The 21863-nt window shown below is 67.0% G+C and carries 16 protein-coding genes; 6 read left to right on the top strand and 10 right to left on the bottom strand.

Annotated elements, in window-relative coordinates; all coding sequences use genetic code 11:
* Positions 1-68: 68 nt before the first annotated feature.
* Positions 69-1892, bottom strand: a complete 1824-nt coding sequence (locus IE113_RS02495; protein ID WP_189538810.1) for an ABC transporter transmembrane domain-containing protein — start codon at positions 1890-1892, stop codon at positions 69-71.
* A gap of 154 nt (positions 1893-2046) precedes the next feature.
* Between IE113_RS02495 and IE113_RS02500 the strand changes: the two genes are divergently transcribed.
* Positions 2047-3291 (top strand): polyhydroxyalkanoate depolymerase, encoded by a 1245-nt coding sequence (locus IE113_RS02500; RefSeq protein ID WP_189538811.1) that lies wholly within the window; start codon positions 2047-2049, stop codon positions 3289-3291.
* Positions 3292-3349: 58 nt separating this feature from the next.
* Here the strand turns inward: IE113_RS02500 and IE113_RS02505 are convergent, their stop codons facing one another.
* The 7 genes from IE113_RS02505 to IE113_RS02535 form a co-directional block, all read right to left on the bottom strand.
* Positions 3350-3958 (bottom strand): DUF4126 domain-containing protein, encoded by a 609-nt coding sequence (locus IE113_RS02505; protein ID WP_189538812.1) that lies wholly within the window; start codon positions 3956-3958, stop codon positions 3350-3352.
* A 76-nt stretch (positions 3959-4034) separates the two neighbouring features.
* Entirely contained in the window at positions 4035-4601 is a 567-nt protein-coding gene (locus IE113_RS02510) for a carboxymuconolactone decarboxylase family protein (protein WP_189538813.1), read from the bottom strand.
* Positions 4602-4603: 2 nt separating this feature from the next.
* Entirely contained in the window at positions 4604-5779 is a 1176-nt protein-coding gene (locus IE113_RS02515; RefSeq protein WP_189538814.1) for an acetyl-CoA C-acyltransferase, read from the bottom strand.
* A gap of 54 nt (positions 5780-5833) precedes the next feature.
* Positions 5834-6283, bottom strand: a complete 450-nt coding sequence (locus IE113_RS02520) for a MaoC family dehydratase (RefSeq protein ID WP_189538815.1) — start codon at positions 6281-6283, stop codon at positions 5834-5836.
* Between the two features lie 115 nt (positions 6284-6398).
* Positions 6399-7499 carry an acyltransferase family protein gene (locus IE113_RS02525; protein WP_189538816.1) on the bottom strand — a complete coding sequence of 367 codons (1101 nt, stop codon included), beginning with the start codon at positions 7497-7499 and terminating at the stop codon, positions 6399-6401.
* Positions 7496-8872, bottom strand: a complete 1377-nt coding sequence (locus tag IE113_RS02530) for a putative O-glycosylation ligase, exosortase A system-associated (RefSeq protein ID WP_189538817.1) — start codon at positions 8870-8872, stop codon at positions 7496-7498. Before IE113_RS02530 ends, IE113_RS02525 begins: the two co-directional genes overlap by 4 nt.
* Positions 8865-9050 (bottom strand): hypothetical protein, encoded by a 186-nt coding sequence (locus tag IE113_RS02535; RefSeq protein ID WP_189538995.1) that lies wholly within the window; start codon positions 9048-9050, stop codon positions 8865-8867. Before IE113_RS02535 ends, IE113_RS02530 begins: the two co-directional genes overlap by 8 nt.
* A 67-nt stretch (positions 9051-9117) precedes the next feature.
* Here IE113_RS02535 and IE113_RS02540 point away from each other — a divergent pair, with 67 nt between their 5' ends.
* The 5 genes from IE113_RS02540 to IE113_RS02560 all read left to right on the top strand — a co-directional run bounded on the left by IE113_RS02540 (position 9118) and on the right by IE113_RS02560 (position 19706).
* Positions 9118-10347, top strand: a complete 1230-nt coding sequence (locus IE113_RS02540; protein ID WP_189538818.1) for a TIGR04063 family PEP-CTERM/XrtA system glycosyltransferase — start codon at positions 9118-9120, stop codon at positions 10345-10347.
* A gap of 46 nt (positions 10348-10393) precedes the next feature.
* Entirely contained in the window at positions 10394-12361 is a 1968-nt protein-coding gene (locus IE113_RS02545) for a hypothetical protein (protein WP_189538819.1), read from the top strand.
* Positions 12362-12617: 256 nt separating this feature from the next.
* Positions 12618-17258, top strand: a complete 4641-nt coding sequence (gltB, locus tag IE113_RS02550; RefSeq protein WP_189538820.1) for a glutamate synthase large subunit — start codon at positions 12618-12620, stop codon at positions 17256-17258.
* Positions 17259-17269: 11 nt separating this feature from the next.
* Positions 17270-18706 carry a glutamate synthase subunit beta gene (locus tag IE113_RS02555; RefSeq protein WP_189538821.1) on the top strand — a complete coding sequence of 479 codons (1437 nt, stop codon included), beginning with the start codon at positions 17270-17272 and terminating at the stop codon, positions 18704-18706.
* Between the two features lie 106 nt (positions 18707-18812).
* A complete protein-coding gene (locus IE113_RS02560) occupies positions 18813-19706 on the top strand; it encodes an ATP-grasp domain-containing protein (RefSeq protein WP_189538822.1) in 894 nt (297 codons plus the stop codon).
* A 14-nt stretch (positions 19707-19720) separates the two neighbouring features.
* Here IE113_RS02560 and IE113_RS02565 read toward each other — a convergent pair whose 3' ends face one another.
* Positions 19721-21136: an endo-1,3-alpha-glucanase family glycosylhydrolase gene (locus IE113_RS02565; RefSeq protein WP_189538823.1), complete on the bottom strand. Its 1416-nt coding sequence runs from the start codon at positions 21134-21136 to the stop codon at positions 19721-19723.
* Positions 21136-21825: a uracil-DNA glycosylase gene (gene ung, locus IE113_RS02570; protein ID WP_189538824.1), complete on the bottom strand. Its 690-nt coding sequence runs from the start codon at positions 21823-21825 to the stop codon at positions 21136-21138. Before ung ends, IE113_RS02565 begins: the two co-directional genes overlap by 1 nt.
* Between the last annotated feature and the right edge of the window lie 38 nt (positions 21826-21863).

Genomic DNA, 21863 nt, shown 5'->3' on the forward strand with positions numbered 1-21863 from the left:
TGTGATTGCAGGTGATTGCGGTGTTTCGTTGCCGCGTTCCTGCCGGGGGGCGCCAGCGCGCCGGACTGCTATTCGACGGAAGCGCCAGCCCGGTCGTCAAACTGCAACGCGGCGAGGCGCGCATAGAGCCCGCCCGCCTTGCTCAGCGCGTCGTGGGTGCCGGTTTCGACGATCCGACCCTTGTCCATCACCACGATCCGGTCCGCTTGTCGCACGGTGGCAAGGCGGTGGGCGATCACCAGCGTGGTGCGGCTGGCCATCAGCCGGTCGAGCGCATCCTGCACCAGCCGCTCGCTTTCGGCGTCGAGCGCGCTGGTCGCCTCGTCCAGCAGCAGGATCGGCGCGTCGCGCAGCAGCGCGCGGGCAATCGCCATGCGTTGACGCTGCCCGCCCGACAGGCGCGCGCCGTTTTCACCCAGGAACGTGTCGAGCCCGGCGGGCAGTTCGCGCAGGAAGCTTTCGGCATTGGCGGCGGCGGCGGCGGTCCAGATGTCCTCGTCGTTGGCGTCCCAGTTGCCATAGCGCAGGTTGTCGCGCGCACTGGCGGCAAACAGCATGCCTTCCTGCGGCACCAGCGCGATGCGGCGGCGGATTTCGGCGGGGTCGACCGCGGTCAGGGGCACGCCGTCCAGCTTGATCGTGCCCGATTGCGGATCGTAAAACCGCTCTGCCAGCTGGAACAGGGTGGACTTGCCCGCGCCCGAGGGGCCGACAATGGCGACCGTCTCGCCCGGCTCGATGGTCAGCGAAAAATCGGCCAGCGCGGCGGTTTCCAGACGGGTGGGGTAGCGGAAATTGACTTGTTCGAACGCCAGCTTGCCGCGTGCCGGCACCGGCAGCGCCAGCGGGCGCGCGGGGGCGGCGATGGTGGGCTTTTCGTTGAGCAATTCGTTCAGGCGGCCGGCGGCACCCGCGCCGCGCAGCAGATCGCCATAGACCTCGGTCAGCGCGCCAAACGCACCGGCGACGATCCCGGCGGTGACCACGAAGGCAAAGATCGTCCCGCCCGAAATGGTCCCGGCGGCCACGCCTTCCGCGCCTTCCCAGACCAGCATCACGATGGCCCCGAAGATCATCATGATTGCCATCGCAGTCATCACCGCGCGGAGCAGGATGCGGCGGCGGGCGGTGGTGAAGGTTGCCTCGACCGCACCGGCAAAGCGGTCCAGCTCGCGCCCTTCCTGGTTGAACGCCTGGACAATCTTCATGCCGCCCAGGATTTCCGACACCATCGAGCCGATGTCGGCTACCCGGTCCTGGCTGGTGCGCGAGATGTTGCGCAGCCGCCGCCCGAACCAGACGATCGGCAGGACCACCAGCGGAATGCCCACCAGCAGCCCCAGCGCCAGGCGCGGCGCCAGCGCGAACAGATAGGCGATGCCCAGCACGCCCATGATCAGGTTGCGCAGGGCGACCGATACCGTGGTGCCGACCACCTGTTCGATCAGCGCCGTGTCCGACGTCATGCGCGAGGAGATTTCGCTGGGGCTGTTCTCTTCAAAGAAGGCGGGTGACAGGCGCAGCAGGTTCTGCTGCACTTTCAGGCGGATGTCGGCCACCACGCGCTCACCCAGCCACGACACGAAATAGAACCGCGTCGCGGTGCCCAGCCCCAGCACGCCGACGATCAGCAGCAGATAGCGGAACCAGCGCCCGATGCTCTCCGGATCGCCGCCCTCGGCAAAGCCGCGGTCGATGATCAGGCGGAAACCGGCCGGAATCGCCAGCGTGGCAGTGGCGGTGACCATCAGGGCGACGGCCGCGAAAGCGACCTGGCGCGGATACTTCGCGGTTTCGCGCCAGATCATCCGCAGCGGACCCAGGCTGCGGGCGGGCTTGGCTTCGGTGGCAGGCTGCTCCGCAGCGTTGGCGGGCTGGGTTTGCGAACTCATGGCTGCGCCCCCTAGCACAGTGGAAACGCGCCGTAAGTGCCAAATACGTTTCATTGTGCGAGTGCGAACTCATTTCGCCATTGCACAATCGTGCGAATCGAGTCACGGTGCTCCAAACACGCCGGAAAAACCGGGCGCAGGAGGTTTACGAGACGTGCTTTACACCGCTTATGAATTGCAGCGTTCCTGGATGAACGCCGCCAGCAGCTGGGCCTCGATCGGGGCGGAAATGCTGGGCAACCCTGCGCTGCCGTTTGGTTACGGGGCGGGCGGATCGATCATGGCATCGGCGCTGGAAGTGTTCGCGCACGCCACCGCCAGCTATGGCAAGCCCGCGTTCGACATCGAATCCGTGACGGTGGACGGGCAGACCTTCCCGGTCACCGAAGCCATCGTGATGCACAAGCCGTTCGGCAACCTGCTGCGCTTCACGCACACCGGCCTGCCCGAAAACGCCCCGCGCCTGTTCATCGTGGCGCCGATGAGCGGCCACTTCGCCACGCTGCTGCGCGGCACGGTCGCCCGGATGATCGAGCGGTGCGAAGTCTACATCACCGACTGGGCCGATGCGAAGATGGTTCCGCTGAGCGCGGGCAGCTTCGATCTGGACGACTATATCGACTACCTGATCGAGTTCTTCGAGCATATCGGTCCCGGCGCGCATGCGCTGGCGGTGTGCCAGCCTTCGGTTCCCACGTTTGCCGCCACCGCGATCATGGCGGCGGACAAGCACCCCTGCCGCCCGCTCTCGCTGACCATGATGGGCGGCCCGATCGACACGCGCGAGGCGCCGACCACGGTCAACGACCTGGCCATGCAGCGCCCGATCGAATGGTTCCGCCACACGGTAATCGGCACGGTGCCGCTGCAGTATCCGGGCGCGGGCCGCCGGGTCTATCCGGGGTTCATGCAGCTGGCCGGGTTCATGAGCATGAACCTGGGCAACCACATGCTCAGCCATTACCACATGTTCAAGCACCTGGTTGAAGGCGACGGCGAAAGCGCGGACGCGACCAAGGCGTTCTATGATGAATACCGCGCGGTCTGCGATCTCAACGCGGACTATTACCTGCAAACGGTCGAAGTGGTGTTCCAAAAGCATTCGCTGCCCAACGGCGAATTCGTCCATCGCGGCAAGGTGGTGGACCTGGGCGCGATCACCGATACCGCGATCCTGGCGATTGAGGGCGAGCGCGACGACATTTCCGGCATCGGCCAGACCAAGGCGTCGCTGCACCTGACCCCCAACCTGCCGGAAGCGCGCAAGCAATATCACCTCGCCCCGGAAGTGGGCCATTACGGCATCTTCAACGGCAGCAAGTGGCGCGAAAAGATCGCGCCCATCGTCGAAGCCTGGATCGCCAAGCACGACCGCGCGCAGCTGAAGGTGGTGGCGTAAGCAGCCGCAGCCGCCAGAACCTGTCACCCTGAACCAGGTTCAGGGTGACGGATTCCGGCTAGCTCGTGCGGTCCGGCCCAGCAAACACGCGCTTCAGCACCCGCCGGGCCAGCAGGAGCAGCCAGACCGTCAGCGCCAGCAGCGCCAGCGCGATGCCGCCGGCGGCTATCGGGTATTGGTAGGCGAGGAACAGCAGCCCGCCGGTCACCACGTCCTCGGCCGTGGAAACCGCGATATTGCTGAACGGTTCGGGACTGGTGTTGACCACGGCCCGCGCCCCGGCCTTGCCACCATGCGCCAGCAGCGAGGCCCCGCCGCCGAGGATGAAGGCAATCGCCTGCGTCGCCGGATCAGACGGATCGACCACCGCCAGCGCCAGCAGCGCGCCGCCCAGCGGGCGCACCAGCGTGTGGATGGTGTCCCACACGGTATCGAGCCACATCACCTTGTCGGCAAAGAATTCCAGGACTGCCGCCAGCCCCGCCGCGCCCATGACCCACGGATTGGCGAGGATCTGGAGCGCGGCGAGATGTTCGGGGAGCGGCAGCACCCCCAGCCGCATCGCCGCGCCCGTCGCCAGCACGCAGAGGTACAGGCGCCAGCCCGACAACAGGCTGACGCTGCCCGCGATGCCCAGAATTTCGATGATCCCGAGTTGCCCGGTCATGCCCCAGTCCCCCCCACAGCGCGGGCGCAAGGATGCGCGGACCGTCCGGCCTTGGCAAGGTCAGCCCTGAAAAGGCTCAAAGATGATCGAGGTCCGGATCGGGGGTGAGGATCGCGTCCAGCTGCACCCCGGCGCTGTTCAGCAGCATCGAGACCTGGGTGTACTGGCCGACGGTATAGACCAGGTCCATCCGGCCTTCGTCGCCCAGCTCGGCCAGCGCGGCCCAGGTGGGATCGGTGATGAAGTGGTCTAGCACCAGCTCATCGCAGGCGCGCAGGATCGCGGCGTCGAGCGGGCTCCACCCAGGCGCAGCGGCTCCAACCTTGATCGTGGCAATTTCGGTGCCGGTCAGCCCGGCTTGCTGCCCGATCAGGCAGTGCTGGGCCCATTCATAGCCCGCCTTGCACAAATATCCGGTGCGCAGGATCGCCAGTTCACGCTCGCGCGCGGGCAGGGCGTTGGTTGCGGAGAGGATGTAGTTGCCCCAGGCGAGGAACGCGGTGAGCGCGGCGGGCTTGTGCGCCTGGGTTCGGAAGATATTGAACGCGCGAGCGAATTCGGGGACCGCGTCCAGCGCTGCCCGCGCCTCCGGGGTCAGCTCCGCATCGGTCAGCGGGGCGATCCGGGGCGCGGACAGGCGCATTGTTACAGGACCTCGAACAGGCCGGCGGCACCCATGCCGCCACCGACGCACATCGTCACGACGACATACTTCGCACCCCGGCGCTTGCCTTCCAGCAGGGCGTGCATGGTGCAGCGCGCGCCGGTCATGCCATAGGGGTGGCCGATGGAGATCGAGCCGCCGTTCACGTTCAGCCGGTCATCGGGGATGCCCAGCTTGTCGCGGCAGTAGAGCACCTGCACGGCAAAGGCTTCGTTCAGTTCCCACACGCCGACATCGTCCATGCTGACGCCGAACCGGCTGAGCAGCTTGGGGATCGCGAACACGGGGCCGATGCCCATTTCGTCCGGTTCGGTGCCCGCAACCGCCATGCCGACATAACGGCCGAGCGGGGCGAGGCCCTTCTTGGCGGCGAGCGCGGCTTCCATCACCACCACGGCGGCGGACCCGTCTGACAGCTGGCTGGCGTTGCCGGCGGTCACGATCCCGTCGGGCAGGACCGGGCCCAGCGATTGCAGGCCTTCCAGCGTGGTTTCGGGCCGGTTGCCCTCGTCCTTGGCCAGCGTCACGTCCTTCATCGTCACTTCGCCGGTGGCCTTGTCGGTCACGGCCATCGTGGCCGAGCAGGGGACGATTTCATCGGCGAACAGCCCGGCGGCCTGCGCGGCGGCTGTGCGCTGCTGCGACTGGAGCGCATAGGCATCGCACGCCTCGCGGCTGATGCCATAACGCTTGCCGACGATTTCGGCGGTCTGGAGCATCGGCATGTAGATCGCGTTGTGCATCGCGATCAGGCTGGGATCGGCGGCAACGCGCATGTCCTTGGTCTGCACCAGGCTGATCGATTCCTGGCCGCCCGCGGCGACCACGTCCATCCGGTCCATCACCACCTGCTTCGACGCGGTGGCAATCGCCATCAGGCCCGACGAGCACTGGCGGTCCATCGACATGGCCGAAACGGTGACGGGCAGACCGGCCTTCAGCGCGACCTGGCGAGCGATGTTGCCGCCCTGGGTGCCCTGTTGCAGGGCCGAGCCCCACAGCACGTCATCGACTTCGCCGCCTTCGATACCGGCGCGTTCGATCGCCGCTTTCAGGCTGAGCGCGCCGAGCGAGGCGCCCGGAGTGGCATTGAAGGCGCCGCGATAGGCCCGGCCAATCGGCGTACGGGCGGCGGCGACGATTACTGCGTCACGCATGGTAGTTTCCTTGAAGTATCGGTTGGTGTGTCGGTATCCGGGGGAGGACGCGGATCACACGAAGAACTGCATCACCCATTCGGCGATCAGGGCGGGCTTATCCTCGCCTTCGATCTCGATGGTGTATTCGTTGGTCTGCTGCCACTGGCCGGGGCGCTTTTCGACCAGGTCAAGCAGCTTCACATGGGCGCGCACGCGCTTGCCCGCGCGGACCGGCGAGATGAAGCGAGTCTTGTTGCCGCCATAGTTGACGCCCATCTTCACGTTGCTGACGCGCGCGCCTTCGGTCATCGCCGACAGTACCGGGATCAGCGACAGGGTCAGGAACCCGTGCGCGATGGTGCCGCCAAACGGGGTCAGCTTGGCCTTTTCCTCGTCAATGTGGATGAACTGGAAGTCGCCGGTGGCTTCGGCGAACTTGTTGATGCGGTCCTGGCTGACTTCGAACCAGTCCGAAACGCCGATGTTCTGGCCAACCTTGGCCTGCAGTTCCTGCGGGGTCATATGCCTCTCCTGACAGATGGAAAGGCCTGTTCATGGCCCAAGCGCGCGGCCGTTGCAACGCGCCTGACGCTGCCGTTACGGCAAGCAGGGCGCGCGCCGGGTTACCCCGTGCGAATCACTCGGCGGGAACGGCGGCGCGGCGGCTGGCCCAGCGCGGCGGGCGGCGGTTCAGCCACTTTTGCGCGGGCTTTTCGACCCCGTGATAGAGTGCCACCGATACCCCCGCGACCAGCGCGACGAATCCGGCGAGCTGCACCCCATCCAGTTGCAGGCTGTCGTCCACGAAGGCCAGCTTGAACAGGATGAACAGCAGGAAATGCGCGAGGTAGGTGGAGTAGCTGATCTCGCCCAGATAGGTCAGCACCCGCCCGCCGAGCAGGCGGGAGATTGCCGACCGGTCCAGCGCCAGCGCCAGCAGCAGCGCGAAGAACACCGGCGGGACCAGCGCGGTTTCGGGCAGGCCCAGCATGATGCCGCCCGCACCCCAGGCCAGCCCCGCCAGAAGGGCAAGCGGCGCGGCGCGCGGGGCGGCTTGCCAGCGTTGCCACAGGATGCACAGGATCATGCCCATCGCGAATTCGGGCAGGCAGCGCCACAGGCCAAGACCGGCGATATCCTCGCCCAGCGCGGTGTGGCCGCTGGCGGCGAAAATCAGGTGGACGCACAGCGCCAGCGCGGCCGCCAGCATGAGCAGCGCCCAGTCGGGCCAGTCCTCCCACCGGGCCAGCAAGACCACGGCGGGGAACAGCAGGTAGGCCGCCAGCTCCGTGCTGATCGACCAGGCGGGGTGGTTCCAGGTCAGTTCGCTGGTCACGCCCCAGTTCTGGACCAGCAGGATATGCAGCGGCAATTCGGCCAGGGGGTATCCGGCCATGTCGCGCCCGGTCGCCAGCAGCAGCGCCGCAAAGCCGATGAACCCGGCCAGGATGAAGGCATGCAGCGGCCAGACGCGGGCAAAGCGGCGCCACAGGAACAGCCGCGTTTCCGCCGCGCCGCCCTGACGGATGCGGGGGGCGTAGTTGTACCAGATGACAAAGCCCGACAGGATGAAGAACAGGTCGACTGCCAGATACCCTTTGGCCAGCCACTCGATCACCGCAGGCGGCAGCAGCGCGGCCAGCGACAGGCGGATGTGATAGAACACCACCGCCCAGGCCGCGATCCCGCGAATGCCGGTCAGCGCGTCGAGGTGGCGGGGGGAGGGCTGCGCTGTCATGCCTGCACCGCCGCATGGGTGCGCAGCACCGGCTTGCCGTCCACGCCGGCAAAGCGCGGGCGCGCAGGGTTGTCGATCCGCCGCAGATAGCTCCACAGCCCGCACTGCAAGCCGATCAGCATGAACATGACCGGCTGGAACGCGATCCCGATGAACAGCGCGCCGACGAAATAGATCAGCTGCGCCAGTTGCAGCGCGTTGGCCAGCGGGGCCTGCCAGTTCTCGCCGGGACCCTTGCGGTCCTTCCACCGGGCGCGGATGCGTTCCATCTGCCAGATGCCCAGCAGCTGAACCCACGACCACAGCAGGAAGCCGGGATAGCCCTGTTCGCCCAGCATCTCGAAATAGGCTGAGTGATAGGCGCGCGCTTTCTCGATGTGGTATTCGCTGTGATAGGTGATGTTGTTGCCGGTGCCGACCGCTTTCACCGTCTCGACCCGCAGGTTGTTGCCCAGATAGGCATCGAACCCTCCGCCAAACGGATTGTGCTTGGCGTATTCCCAGGTCCATTCCCACACCGCGACACGGGTGGAGGCAGACTGATCGGACTGGTGGTTCTCGATCGTGCTCATCCGCTTGGTGTAGCTTTCGGGCAGGAACGGGATCGCCGCCAGCGCCACCACTCCGGCAAGCCCCAGGTAGAGGAACCGCCGCTTGACCGCGCGCAGCGACAGCACGCCCAGCAGCGCGATGCACAGCAGGCCGGTGCGGGTTTGCGTGCCGATCGGGATCAGCAGTGCGGCAAAGGTCAGGGCCAGCGCGAACAGCGTGACGAGCTTGCCGGGCTTGAACAGTGTGCCGAACCGCGCGAGCCACCAGATCAGCGGGATCACCGCAATCGAGATGGTCGACAGGGTGGACCCTTCATAGATGCCGGCGTTATCCGGCACGAACAGCCGCAGCGAGCCATAGCCGCCACCGCCGCCCAGCGTCTTGATCCCGCCGGAGATCACGATTGCCCCCACCGTCAGCACGATGGTCAGTGCCGCGGCCTCGATCCGCAGACGGGTGCGCAGGGTCAGCGGCAGGAAGATCGCAAAGACCAGCGCCTTCCACACCCAGGCCCACTTTTCGACCGCCGATTCGGGGTAGTCCGCAGTCAGCGTGGTCAGCCCGCAATAGACCAGCAGGGCCACGATCAGGCCCTGACGCAAGGTAAAGCGGCTGTCGCGCTTGTCGTCCAGCAAGGCCCAGCCGGCAAAGGCCAGCACGAAGGCGATCAGCGAGATCGGCAGCGAGGCCAGCAGCCCCCAGGAAATCCGCTGGGGGGTGAGGATGTCGATGTAGAGATAGGCCAGCACCCACAGGAACGGCTTGCGCAGGCCGAGGCCCAGCAACACGAAGACAAAGCCGGTGAGCGCCAGATCAAGCACGGGTGCGCAGTCCTGGCCGGGTGGGGCCCGGTTTTGGGTTGGTCAGCGCGGGTTCGGCGGGCGGGGCCGCAGCCGGATCGCCCGGCTCCTCGCGGTCTAGATCGGCGCGCTGGAGCATCCGCCACGCTCCCAGGAGCAGCAGGCCATGGGTCAGCGCCAGGGCGAAGTAGTCGATCATTGCGAAAATGCCCTAGCACCGGCGAGTTGACGCCGCGTTAAGCGTTCCGGGGCTAGGGAAAGTCCCCATGACGCGCATTCTCCATGTCCTCGATCATTCGCTGCCGATGCACAGCGGCTATACCTTTCGCACCCGCGCGATCCTGAAAGCGCAGGAGGCGATGGGGCTGGAAGTGCGCGGGATCACCGGCCTGCGCCACGTTGCGGCGGGCCCGGATGTCGAACAGGCCGAAGGGCTGACCTTTCATCGCACGCGCGGCACGGCGGGCGGCCCACCGGGGCTGCGGGAATGGCGCGAAGTCAATCTGCTGGCCGATACCATCGTGGCGCTGGCGACTGAGTGGCGGCCCGATCTGCTCCACGCCCATTCGCCCGCGCTGAACGGCAAGGCCGCGCTGATCGCCGCACGGCGGCTGGGCATTCCGGTGGTCTATGAAATCCGCGCCTTCTGGGAGGATGCCGCCGTCAGCAACGGCACCGGCACCGAAGGCAACCTGAAATACCGGCTGACCCGCGCGCTGGAAAACCATGTCGTCGCCGGGGCCGATGCGGTCGTCACGATCTGTCAGGGGCTGAAGGACGATCTGGTGCTGCGCGGCGTGCCCGCCGGCAAGATCATGCTCAGCCCCAACGGGGTCGACCTGGACCTGTTCGGACAGGCTGCCCCGCGCGAGGCGGCGCTGGCGGATGATCTGGAGCTGGGCGACGGCCCGGTGATCGGCTTCATCGGCAGCTTCTATGACTACGAAGGGCTGGACGACCTGATCGCCGCGATGCCCGCACTGGTCCAGCGCCAGCCGGATGCCAGACTGCTGCTGGTCGGCGGCGGCCCGTGCGAGGCAGAGCTGCGCGCGCAGGCTGCTGCCAGCCCGGCGGCCGCAGCGATCCGCTTTGTTGGGCGCGTGCCGCATAGCGAGGTGGAGCGGTACTACGCGCTGGTCGATGTCATGGCCTATCCGCGCAAGCGCAGCCGCCTGACCGATCTGGTGACGCCGCTTAAGCCGCTGGAAGCGATGGCGCAGGGCAAGCTGGTGGCCGCATCCGATGTGGGCGGGCACCGCGAGTTGATGACCGACGGAGTGAACGCCGCGCTGTTCGCGCCCGATGATCCGGCGGCCTGTGCGGATGCGCTGGCGGACCTGCTGGCCGACCGCGCCGGGTGGGATGCGCGCCGTGCGGCTGGTTACCAACACGTTACCACCAACCACGATTGGTCCCGGAATGTTTATCGTTATCAGGATGTTTACCATCGCCTGATAGCCAAATCAGCCAATGACCGGATTTCCGCCGCGGCCTGACGTGGTGGTTCGGTCGGATTGAGACTGAACCAACGGGGTATCGAGAGTGGCGAAATCACAGCGCAAGGCCAGCAATGCCAAGCCGATCACGGCGCATCCGCTGTTCCCGGCAGTCGTGGCCTTGTGGTTCGGTGCCTTGTTCGGGCTCGGCAGTCTGGCCGTGCGGCCATCGCTGCTGGAAAGCATGGTCATCGCCAGCCGGATCGACCTGCTGATTCCCGCCGCCGCGCCGCCGCTGGGCGTGACCGCGCGCATTCTGGTTGCGCTGGGCCTGTCTGCCCTTGGCAGTGCGATCGGCCTTCTGATCGCTCGCCGCATCACCCGGCCCAAGGTCGAGGTCCGGCAGCGCAAGCGCACCGGCGTGGCGCGTGAGGAAACGGCCGCATCGCTCCGTGGCAGTGATGTTCAGGCCGATTATCCGGTCCGCCGTCCGATCGCCGCTCCTGACACGCTGGACGCCGATGAAGCCGGCGGTGCGGGCATGCTGGCCGGACGCCGCCGCTCGCTGGCGGTGGAATTGCCGGAGCAGGCCTATGTTCCGCATGACATGGCCCCGCTGCCGGGCGGTGCCCCGCAGATTTTCTCGATTTCCGAGCTGGAACTGGACGCCGGCATGGCCGACGCCGCATCGGCTGTGGACCCGGCTGGGCCGCTGGATCTTGGCAGCTTTGCCGCACCCGTCGATGCCGCACCGGCGCTGGATTGGGCTGCTGCCGCACCTGCCGCGGCAGCTTCGCCGGAAGCGCCGCTGCCGCTGCCAGCAGCGATGCAGGTGCCTGGGTCGCGGCAGGAATTTGTTGCCCCGGCGGAACCGGCCTTCGCTGAACCGGTTGCGGCGGCACCCGCGCGCCAGATCTTCGGGGCGGCGATCGTCGACGATCATGTTCCCCAGGAATTCGTTCAGGCTGCCGGTTTCAAGACTTCGGTGTTCGAAGTGGAAGAAGTCACGCCGTTGTTTGTCCGTCCTGTCCCGACCGGCAGCGAACCCCGGCCCGAGCCGACGCCGGAGCCGATGCCAGAGGCCCGGTTCGAGCCGCAGCCTCAACCCGCGCACCAGCCGGAAAGCCCGGCCGACGCCGTGCCGCTGCCGCCGCTGGGCACGATGGGCATGGCCGACCTGGCCGCGCGCCTGGCCGATTCGATGCGTCGCCGCCGCGAAGCCCGTGCTGCCGCGGCCGTCGCTGCACCATCTGCTGCCGTTCCGGCCGAGGACCATGCCGTCCAGCCCGAAGTCGCGCAGCCCGAACCCTACACGCCATTCGCCCAGTATGCGCCTAGCGAACCGATTCCCGCACCCTTTGCCCGCAGCGCGCCAGTGCCTGATTGCGCGCCGGCACCGGTTGCGGCGGCGGAACCAGCACCGCCGGTTGGTCTGGCGCGCCTGAACGAGGCCGCCCCGACCGTCGCGATGGCGCCTGAAGACGGTGCCGCGATCACCGAAGTTCCGTCCGCTCCGCTGGCAATGCCGGCCGCACTGCGTCCGCTGCCCCTGGAAGATCCGGTGGTCGAAGATGAGGACGATGTGCTGGCCAGCCTGTTGCCGCCCCGGCAGCTGACGATGCCTGCGGCAGATCCTGTCGCTCCGGTGGCCGAGATCGAGCCGGCTGAAACCACCATCGAGGACGAGGCACTGGGGGCCGAGGACAAGTGCGGTTCGCTGCTGGACCTGGGCCTGCCGACGCTGGCGCGCCCGCAGTTCGTGCGGATCGAGGAGCCCGAAGCGGATGCCGCCACGTTCGAGCCGGTGGTGATTTTCCCCGGTCAGGCAGCGCTGGGAATGGCTGCGGCGGGCTCATACGCTGCCGCTGCCGCTCCGGCTTTCGCCCCCGCGCCGACGCCCTTTGCCGCCCCGGCGGATTCGGCCCCGTTCCGCCAGTTTGACGCCCCATCGTCGCTGGGGGCGGGGCAGCCGGTCGTCAACCCGGCGGCTGCGGCGGCACTGGACCCTGCCGAGACGGAGCGCGCCCTGCGCGCTGCGCTGGCCAACCTTCAGCGGATGAGCGGAGCGGCCTGAGCCTGGCGGGCTGGCGCATCGCCGCCCGCCCGGAATCCCGCCGAAAACCTATTCATCGAAACGCTTGGCCGCGCCCAAGCGTTTCTTGCCGCATTCGCAGTTGCAAAAGCAGCTTCCTGTCGTCATGGGGAACCCTAGCGCAACTTTCGCTGCTTATCGCGGCGTGATGGATTGTGCTTAATTGCCGGAAATCCGCGATTTGCGTGCGTTTGCGCGCGAATCAAGGCATTCGGCCAGACACAGGATGGATTTATCGATGGGTTTTCCGGCGCCTCAAGGCCTTTATGATCCCCGTAATGAGCATGACGCATGTGGTGTGGGCTTTGTTGCCCACATTAAAGGTGCGAAAAGCCACGCGATCATTAGCCAGGCGCTCGAAATTCTCAAAAACCTGGACCACCGCGGCGCGGTCGGGGCGGACCCGCTGCTGGGTGACGGCGCGGGGATCCTGATCCAGCTGCCCGATGCGATGTTCCGCAAGTGGGCGGACGCCGAAGGGCTGAAGCTGCCCCAGCCGGGCGACTACGCCGTGGCCATGTGCTTCCTGCCGCAGGATGAACAGGCCCGCGAATTCGTCATCGGCACGTTCGAAAAGTTCATTGCCAAGGAAGGCCAGCGGCTGGTCGGCTGGCGCGATGTGCCGGTGAACACCGACGGGCTGGGCAAGACCGTGCTGGAATCGATGCCGGTGATCCGCCAGTGCTTCGTCGCGCGCGGCGAAAACTGCCCGGATCAGGAAGCGTTCGAACGCAAGATCCTGGCAATCCGCAAGCAGACCCAGAACCCGCTGGCGGCGCTGGCTGAAAAGCATGGGCTGCCGGGCCTGACCGAGCTCTACATGCCCAGCTTCTCCACCCGGACGATCGTCTACAAGGGGCTGCTGCTGGCAACGCAGGTTGGCGGGTTCTACAACGACCTTACCGATCCGGATTGCGTTTCGGCGCTGGGGCTGGTTCACCAGCGCTTCTCCACCAACACCTTCCCCAGCTGGAAGCTGGCGCACCCGTTCCGGTTCATCGCCCACAACGGCGAAATCAACACGGTGCGCGGCAACGTCAACTGGATGAACGCGCGCCGCCGCACGATGGAAAGCGAACTGCTGGGCGCCGACCTCGACAAGATGTGGCCGCTGATCCCGCACGGCCAGTCGGACACGGCCAGCCTCGACAACGCGCTGGAACTGCTGCTGGCGGGCGGGTATCCGCTGGCCCACGCGGTGATGATGCTGATCCCCGAAGCCTGGGCCGGCAACCCGCTGATGGATGCCAAGCGCCGCGCGTTCTATGAATACCACGCCGCGCTGATGGAGCCGTGGGACGGCCCGGCCGCCGTGGCCTTCACCGATGGCCGCCAGATCGGCGCCACGCTGGACCGCAATGGCCTGCGCCCCGCACGCTTCCTGGTGACGGACGACGATCTGGTCGTGATGGCCTCGGAAAGCGGCGTGCTGCCGATCAAGGAAGACAACATCGTCCGCAAGTGGCGGCTCCAGCCTGGCAAGATGCTGCTGATCGACCTTGAGGAAGGCCGCATCATCGAGGACGAGGAAATCAAGGCCCAGCTGGCCGGGGAAGAGCCCTACGAGCAGTGGCTCGAGGCGGCCCAGTACAAGCTGAAGGACCTTGAGGTCGTCGAGCCGGAACTGGCGCAGGTCGCGGTGGAAACCACCAGCCTGCTCGATCGCCAGCAGGCGTTTGGCTACACCCAGGAAGACGTGGCCAAGTTCCTTGAGCCGATGGGCCGCAATGGCGACGATCCGATCGGGTCGATGGGCACCGACACCCCGATCGCGGTGCTGTCCAGCCGGTCGCGCCTGCTCTACGATTACTTCAAGCAGAACTTCGCCCAGGTCACCAACCCGCCGATCGACCCGATCCGCGAGGAACTGGTGATGAGCCTCGTCAGCATGATCGGCCCGCGTCCGAACCTGCTGGGCATGGAAGCCGGCACGCACAAGCGTCTGGAAGTCGACCAGCCGATCCTGACGAACGAGGAAGTGGCCAAGATCCGCTCGGTCGAAGCCGCGCTGGACGGTGCGTTCCGCACCGAGACGATCGACATCACCTGGGATGCCAAGACCGGGGCCGATGGCCTGGAAATGGCGCTCAAGGAAATGTGCTGGGCCGCGACCGAAGCGGTGCTGCAGGATAAGAACATCCTGATCCTGTCCGACCGCGCGCAGGGGCCTGACCGGATCCCGATGCCGGCGCTGCTGGCAACGGCGGCGGTGCACCAGCACCTGGTCCGCCAGGGCCTGCGCATGCAGACCGGCCTGGTCGTCGAAACCGGCGAGGCGCGCGAAGTGCACCACTTCTGTGTGCTGGCGGGTTACGGGGCCGAGGCGATCAACCCCTATGTCGCCTTCGAAACGCTGGAAGACATCCGCGTGAAGAAGGAACTGCCGCTGACCACCTATGAAGTTCAGAAGAACTACATCAAGGCGGTGGGCAAGGGCATTCTCAAGGTCATGTCCAAGATGGGCATCTCGACCTACCAGTCGTACTGCGGCGCGCAGATCTTCGATGCGGTCGGCCTGTCGAGCGATCTGATCGAAAAGTACTTCACTGGCACCGCGACCACGATCGAGGGCATCGGCCTGAAGCAGGTGGCCGAGGAAACCGTCCGCCGCCATCAGGCCGCCTATGGCGACAACCCGATCTACCGCAACATGCTGGACGTGGGCGGGATGTACGGCCTGCGCCTGCGCGGCGAGGAACACGCCTGGACCGCGCAGAACATCGCCGCGCTGCAACACGCGGTGCGCGGCAATGTGCCCGAAAAGTACAAGGAATTCGCCCAGACCATCAACGACCAGTCGACCCGGATGCTGACCATCCGCGGGCTGCTGGAACTGAAGAAGGCGGACAAGCCGCTGGACATCAGCGAGGTTGAACCGGCCAGCGAAATCGTGAAGCGCTTTGCCACCGGCGCGATGAGCTATGGCTCGATCAGCTGGGAAGCGCACACCACGCTGGCGCTGGCGATGAACCGGATCGGCGGCAAGTCGAACACCGGTGAGGGCGGCGAAGACCCGGCGCGGTTCAAGCCGCTGCCGAACGGCGACACCATGCGCTCGTCGATCAAGCAGGTCGCTTCGGGCCGGTTTGGCGTGACGACCGAATATCTGGTCAACGCCGACGACATCCAGATCAAGATGGCGCAGGGCGCAAAGCCCGGCGAAGGCGGCCAGCTGCCGGGCGACAAGGTCGACAAGACCATCGGCAAGACCCGCCATTCGACGCCGGGTGTGGGCCTGATCTCGCCCCCGCCGCACCATGACATCTACTCGATCGAGGATCTGGCCCAGCTGATCCACGACCTGAAGAACGTCAACACCGGTGCGCGCATCTCGGTGAAGCTGGTGTCCGAAGTGGGCGTCGGCACCGTGGCCGCGGGCGTCTCCAAGGCGCGCGCCGACCACGTGACGATTTCCGGCTACGAAGGCGGCACCGGCGCTTCGCCGCTGACCTCGCTGACGCACGCGGGCAGCCCTTGGGAAATCGGTCTTGCCGAAACCCAGCAGACCCTGCTGCTCAACAACCTGCGCAGCCGCATCGCGGTGCAGGCCGATGGCGGCCTGCGCACGGGCCGCGACGTGGCCGTTGCCGCGCTGCTCGGCGCGGACGAGTTCGGCTTTGCCACCGCGCCGCTGATCGCGGCCGGCTGCATCATGATGCGCAAGTGCCACCTCAACACCTGCCCGGTGGGCGTCGCCACGCAGGACCCGGTGCTGCGCGCGCGCTTCACCGGCCAGCCCGAACACGTGATCAACTACTTCTTCTTCGTGGCTGAAGAACTGCGGGCGATCATGGCCGAAATGGGCTTCCGCACCGTGGGCGAAATGGTCGGCCGGGTGGACCGTCTGGATACCCGCCAGGCGATCGATCACTGGAAGGCCGAGGGCGTCGACCTGTCGCGCATCCTCTATCAGGCCCCGCAGGGCGAAAGCCCGTCGCTCGGCTGGTCGGGCACGCAGGACCATGGCCTCGAAAAGGCGCTCGACAACGATCTGATCGCGGCCGCCGCCGATGCGCTGGACAAGCAGCAGCCGGTGGTGATCGAGCGCAAGGTGATCAACGTCAACCGCACCGTCGGCGCGATGCTGTCGGGCGAAGTCGCCAAGCGGTATGGCCATGCCGGCCTGCCGGACAACACGATCTCGGTCCGCCTGACCGGGGTTGCCGGGCAGAGCTTTGGCGCGTGGCTGGCCCACGGCATCACGCTGGACCTGACCGGCGATGGCAATGACTATGTCGGCAAGGGCCTGTCGGGCGGCCGCGTGATCGTGCGCCAGCCGGCCCACGTGGACCGCGATCCGGCCCAGAACATCATCGTTGGCAACACAGTGCTCTATGGCGCGATTGCGGGTGAGGCCTATTTCAACGGCGTTGCCGGGGAACGCTTTGCGGTGCGCAATTCGGGCGCCGTCGCGGTGGTCGAAGGCACTGGCGATCATGGCTGCGAATACATGACCGGCGGCGTTGTGGCCGTGCTGGGCAAGACCGGGCGCAACTTTGCCGCGGGCATGTCTGGCGGGGTCGCCTACGTCTATGACGAGGACGGCCAGTTCGCGCAGCTGTGCAACATGGCACAGGTCGACCTGCTGCCGATCAAGGCGGAGCGTGACGAGGAGGACGGCGCGGGCCGTCCGACGCAGCGCTCCAATGGGGTCAACGACGCCGGGATGGGCGATGTGCTCTATCACGATGCCGAACGGTTGAAGGTGCTGCTGGAACGCCACCACCTCCACACCGGCAGCAAGCGCGCCCGCGCGCTGCTGGACGACTTCGGCAATGCGCTGGGCAAGTTCGTCAAGGTGATGCCGCGCGATTACGCGAAGGCGCTCAAGCAACTCGAGGCCGAGCGGCTGGCTGCCGCCTCGGTGGCCGCGGAATAAGGAACCGAACCATGGGCAAGGAAACCGGCTTTCTCGAACTCGACCGCCAGGACCGCACGTATGCGGACCCGAAGGAGCGGCTGACCCACTACAAGGAATTCGTGATTCCGCATGCGGAACCGGCGCTGAAGGCGCAGGCCAGCCGCTGCATGAACTGCGGCATTCCCTACTGCCACAACGGCTGTCCGGTGAACAACATCATCCCGGACTGGAACCACCTGGTCTATGAAGGGGACTGGCAGAATGCGCTGGAAGTGCTGCATTCGACCAACAACTTCCCCGAATTCACCGGCCGCATCTGCCCCGCCCCGTGCGAGGCCAGCTGCACGCTGAACATCATCGACCAGCCGGTGACGATCAAGTCGATCGAATGCGCGATCGTCGACAAGGGCTGGGAAAACGGCTGGATTGCGCCGCAGGTTCCGGCCAAGCGCACCGGTAAGTCGGTTGCCGTCGTCGGCTCTGGCCCGGCCGGTCTGGCAGCGGCACAGCAACTGGCGCGCGCGGGCCATTCGGTGACGGTGTTCGAAAAGAACGACCGCATCGGCGGGCTGCTGCGCTATGGCATTCCGGACTTCAAGCTGGAAAAGCACCTGATCAACCGCCGCGCGGTGCAGATGGAAGCCGAAGGGGTGGAGTTCCGCACTTCGACCGAAGTCGGCGTGACCATTTCGGTCAACTCGCTGCGGGAAAACTTCGATGCGATCGTTCTGGCGGGCGGGTCGGAAGAACCGCGCCGGCTGGAAATTCCGGGCGCGGAACTGCCCGGCGTGCGGCTGGCGATGGAATTCCTGACCCAGCAGAACAAGCGCAACGCGGGCGATGACGAAGTGCGCGCCGCGCCGCGCGGTTCGCTGCTCGCCACGGGCAAGCACGTTGTCGTGATCGGTGGCGGCGATACCGGCAGCGACTGTGTTGGCACCTCCAACCGCCAGGGCGCGGCATCGGTCACCCAGATCGAAATCATGCCGCAGCCGCCGGAAAAGGAAAACAAGCTGCTGACCTGGCCGGACTGGCCGCTCAAGCTGCGCACCTCGACCAGCCATGAAGAAGGCGTTGAGCGCGACTGGGCGATCCTGACCAAGCGCGTTCAGGGCAAGGACGGGCAGGTGACCGGGCTGGATTGCGTTCGCGTCGAATGGGTCGATGGCAAGATGCAGGAAATCCCCGGCAGCGAATTCACGCTGAAGGCGGACCTGATCCTGCTCGCGATGGGCTTTGTCGGTCCGCGCAAGACCGGCCTGCTGGATCAGGCCGGGGTCGATCTGGACGCCCGCGGCAATGTCTTTGCCGATACCTTCAGCTATCGCACCAGCGATCCCAAGATCTTTGCGTGCGGCGACATGCGCCGTGGGCAGAGCCTGGTCGTCTGGGCAATCCGCGAAGGCCGCCAGGCTGCCCGCGCCGTGGACGAGGCACTGATGGGCGCCAGCGTCCTGCCGCGCTGATCCGGCGTTTCCGGCTGAACACGACAGGGCGCGCCGCATGGCGCGCCCTGTTCGTTTTGGGCCAGGGCGAATTGCCCGGGCGGCGCCCCGGCGCTAGGGCAGGGGCATGACCCGCAAGATCGCCTTCCTCGCCTGTGCCGGCACCCTGCCCGGATCGCCCACCCGCCGCGCCGATGCGTTTGAGCACGACGTACAGGTCGCCGCGCTGCGCAGCGGGCTGGCCGGCATGGATGCCACGCTGACCGAGATCGACTGGCGCGCGCCGCTGGACGCGCTGACCGGGTTCGATCTGGCCGTGCTGGGCACGGTCTGGGACTATACCGATCATCCGGCCGAATTTCTCGCCCGGCTGGAGGCGCTGGAAGCGGCCGGGGTCATGGTCTGCAACCCGGCGGAGATCGTGCGCTGGAACGCGGACAAGGGCTATCTGCGCGAACTGGCGGAGGCCGGGGCGCCATCGATCCCGACGCTGTGGGCGGACGATCCTGGCGCCGACGATATCCTGCGCGCATTTGACCACTTCGACACCGACCGGGTGGTGGTGAAGCGGCGCGTCGGAGCGGGTGCGGTCGGCCAGTTCAGCTTTACCCGCGCGGACCCTCCGGCAGCCGATTGGCGGCTGGGGCAGGCTGGGATGATCCAGCCGTTCCTGCCCGCGATCCAGAGCGAGGGCGAATACAGCCTGATCTTCATCGATGGCCAGTTCTGCCATGCCTTGCTGAAACAGGCGGCGGACGGGGATTACCGCATCCAGTCGCTCTATGGCGGGCGCGAGGTGGCGCTGGAGCCGGATCCGGCGGACATCTCACGCGCGGCGCAAGTGCTGGCCATGCTGCCCTTCGCGCAGGCACCGCTCTATGCCCGGATCGATATGGTGCGGCTGCCCGACGGCCAGCTGGCGCTGATCGAGGCGGAACTGATCGAGCCTTATCTCTATCCCCGCCAAGGGCCGCGTCTGGGCGAAATGCTGGCAGCGGCGATCCGGCGGCGACTGGGTTAGGTCTGAATTACGGTTTAATTGCACCCGCGCAGGCTGGAAAATCCGGCGTAGAGCGGATCGTGGCGGTCAGGGTGCGCCGCGATCACATGGGGGCTGGTGCAATCGGCCAGCACTTTGCCCGCCCGCGTCAACTGCACGCGCACTGCGCCGGGGCGGGCTGGCACTTGCCAGCGCTGGAACCCGGCGGGCACGCTGCGAACGCTTTTTATCCCGCCGGTGGTCACGCTGACGCTGGCCGGGGCCGTCAGGAACAGGCGCACGTCGATCCGGTTGCTGACGGCGTCGCGCCCGCGCAGCTGCCATGCCGCGCCGCGCGCGATGTCGACGGGATTGAACAGCTGGCGGCGGTGCAGGACGATCAGGCCGTCGCGCACGATGGCGGGCGGGCGTCCGCGCTTGAAGTGGGCGATGTACCATGCGGTCAGGTCATACCAGGCAAACCGGGTGGCGCTGGATGGAGCCAGTTCGCTGGCTTCGCTGTAGTCGTTCCACGTCACCAGATGGAGCCCGGCGGCCTTGCCGGTCATCGCCGCCGTGAACGCGCTGGCCAGTCCGGTGCTGCCATCGACTTCCCACGCCATCAGATCCTTGGGCCGAAAGTCTTGCGGCGCCAGCGTCGCCAGCCAGCGCGGATAGCCTGCGGCCCGAGCCTGTTCGGCAAAGCGGGTCTGCGTGGGGCCGGCGCCCGACCCGCGATCGCCCCATAGCGCCGCGGCCCACGATTGCCCGGCATACGCGTCCATGGTGCGCGCGTTGACGAAATTCGGAACCAGCGCGATCGGGGCGCCCGCGCTGCGCATCCGGCTCGCCAGCTCCTGCCAGAAGGTGCCGGACACGCGCTCCGCGGCAAACGGCATCACCAGCAGGCGCCCGTCCGGCAGGCGCAATGCGGCCGGGTGACGCGCGAAGACCAGCAGCGCTTCGGCCAGGCGGGCCGGTGTCACGTCCTTCAGCGCGGACATGTCGGGCTGTGGCCCGATGCGAAACGCCGGAGCGGCATCGCGTGCGGCGTCAAGCAGGGCGAGCGTGGTGCGCCAGTGCCGCCCATCGAGGTCGAGCAGGTCGACGCCAAACCCGTCGATCCCGATCCGCGCGGCCCGGGCCACGTCCAGCCGGAACCCGGCGGCCGCGTCGGCCAGCCCGCCGGGCGGCAGCAGCGGGCGCTGGCGCAGATAGCCGCCGCCCCGCGCAAACTTGCCGTTCTCACCCTCTGGCCGCAGGTAGTGCCGCTCATAATAGTCGCCGCTCGCGCCCCGCTCGCCAATCTGGATCGGGAAGGGCGGAAAATAATGCGCCAGCACCAGCCGCTCGCCCGCTCCGGGCGAGGCCGCCACGAACGGCAGGGCGCCGGGGGGCGTTTCTTCGGCCTGCAAAGGGAGCGCGACCAGCGCCAGTAGGGCAGCGGCCAGCCGGGCCAGCCCGACCCGCATTACACCCGCCAGTCCACCGCGCCGCGCCCATGTGCCTCGAGAAAGGCGTTGGCGCGGCTGAAGTGGCGGCTGCCGAACCAGCCGGTGTGCGCCGAGAGCGGGCTGGGGTGCGGGGCGGTCAGGATCAGGTGGTGACTGTCTGCGCCAAGTCCCGCGACGCGCTCCGCCTTCTTGCGGGCATGGTTGCCCCACAGCATGAACACGCACGGCTCAGCCTTCGCCGCGACCGCCCCGACAACCGCATCGGTGATCGCCTCCCAGCCCTTGCCCTGGTGGGATGCGGGCTTGCCGTCCTCGACCGTCAGCGCGGCATTGAGCAGCAGCACGCCTTGCCGCGCCCAACTGGTCAGGTTGCCATGGGCAGGGCGCGGCAGGCCGAGGTCCGTTTCCAGTTCCTTGTAGATGTTGACCAGGCTTGGCGGCACTTTGACCCCCGGCTGGACCGAGAAGGACAGGCCATGTGCCTGTCCGGCCCCGTGATAGGGGTCCTGCCCCAGGATCACCACTTTCACCGCGTCCAGCGGTGTCAGGTCCAGCGCGGCCAGACGGGTGCCCTGCGGTGGATGGATTGTCTTGCCCGCGGCTTCCTCGGCCCGCAGGAATCCACCCAGTCGCTGCGCTTCGGGCGTGGCGAGCACCGGGGCGAGCACGCCCTGCCAGCTAGGGGGGATGGCATTATCGCTTGGCATCCGCACAGGTTCCTGATTCCGGGACTTTCCCTTGACGC

This window comes from Novosphingobium arvoryzae (assembly GCF_014652615.1).
In the GTDB taxonomy this organism is placed as follows: domain Bacteria; phylum Pseudomonadota; class Alphaproteobacteria; order Sphingomonadales; family Sphingomonadaceae; genus Novosphingobium; species Novosphingobium arvoryzae.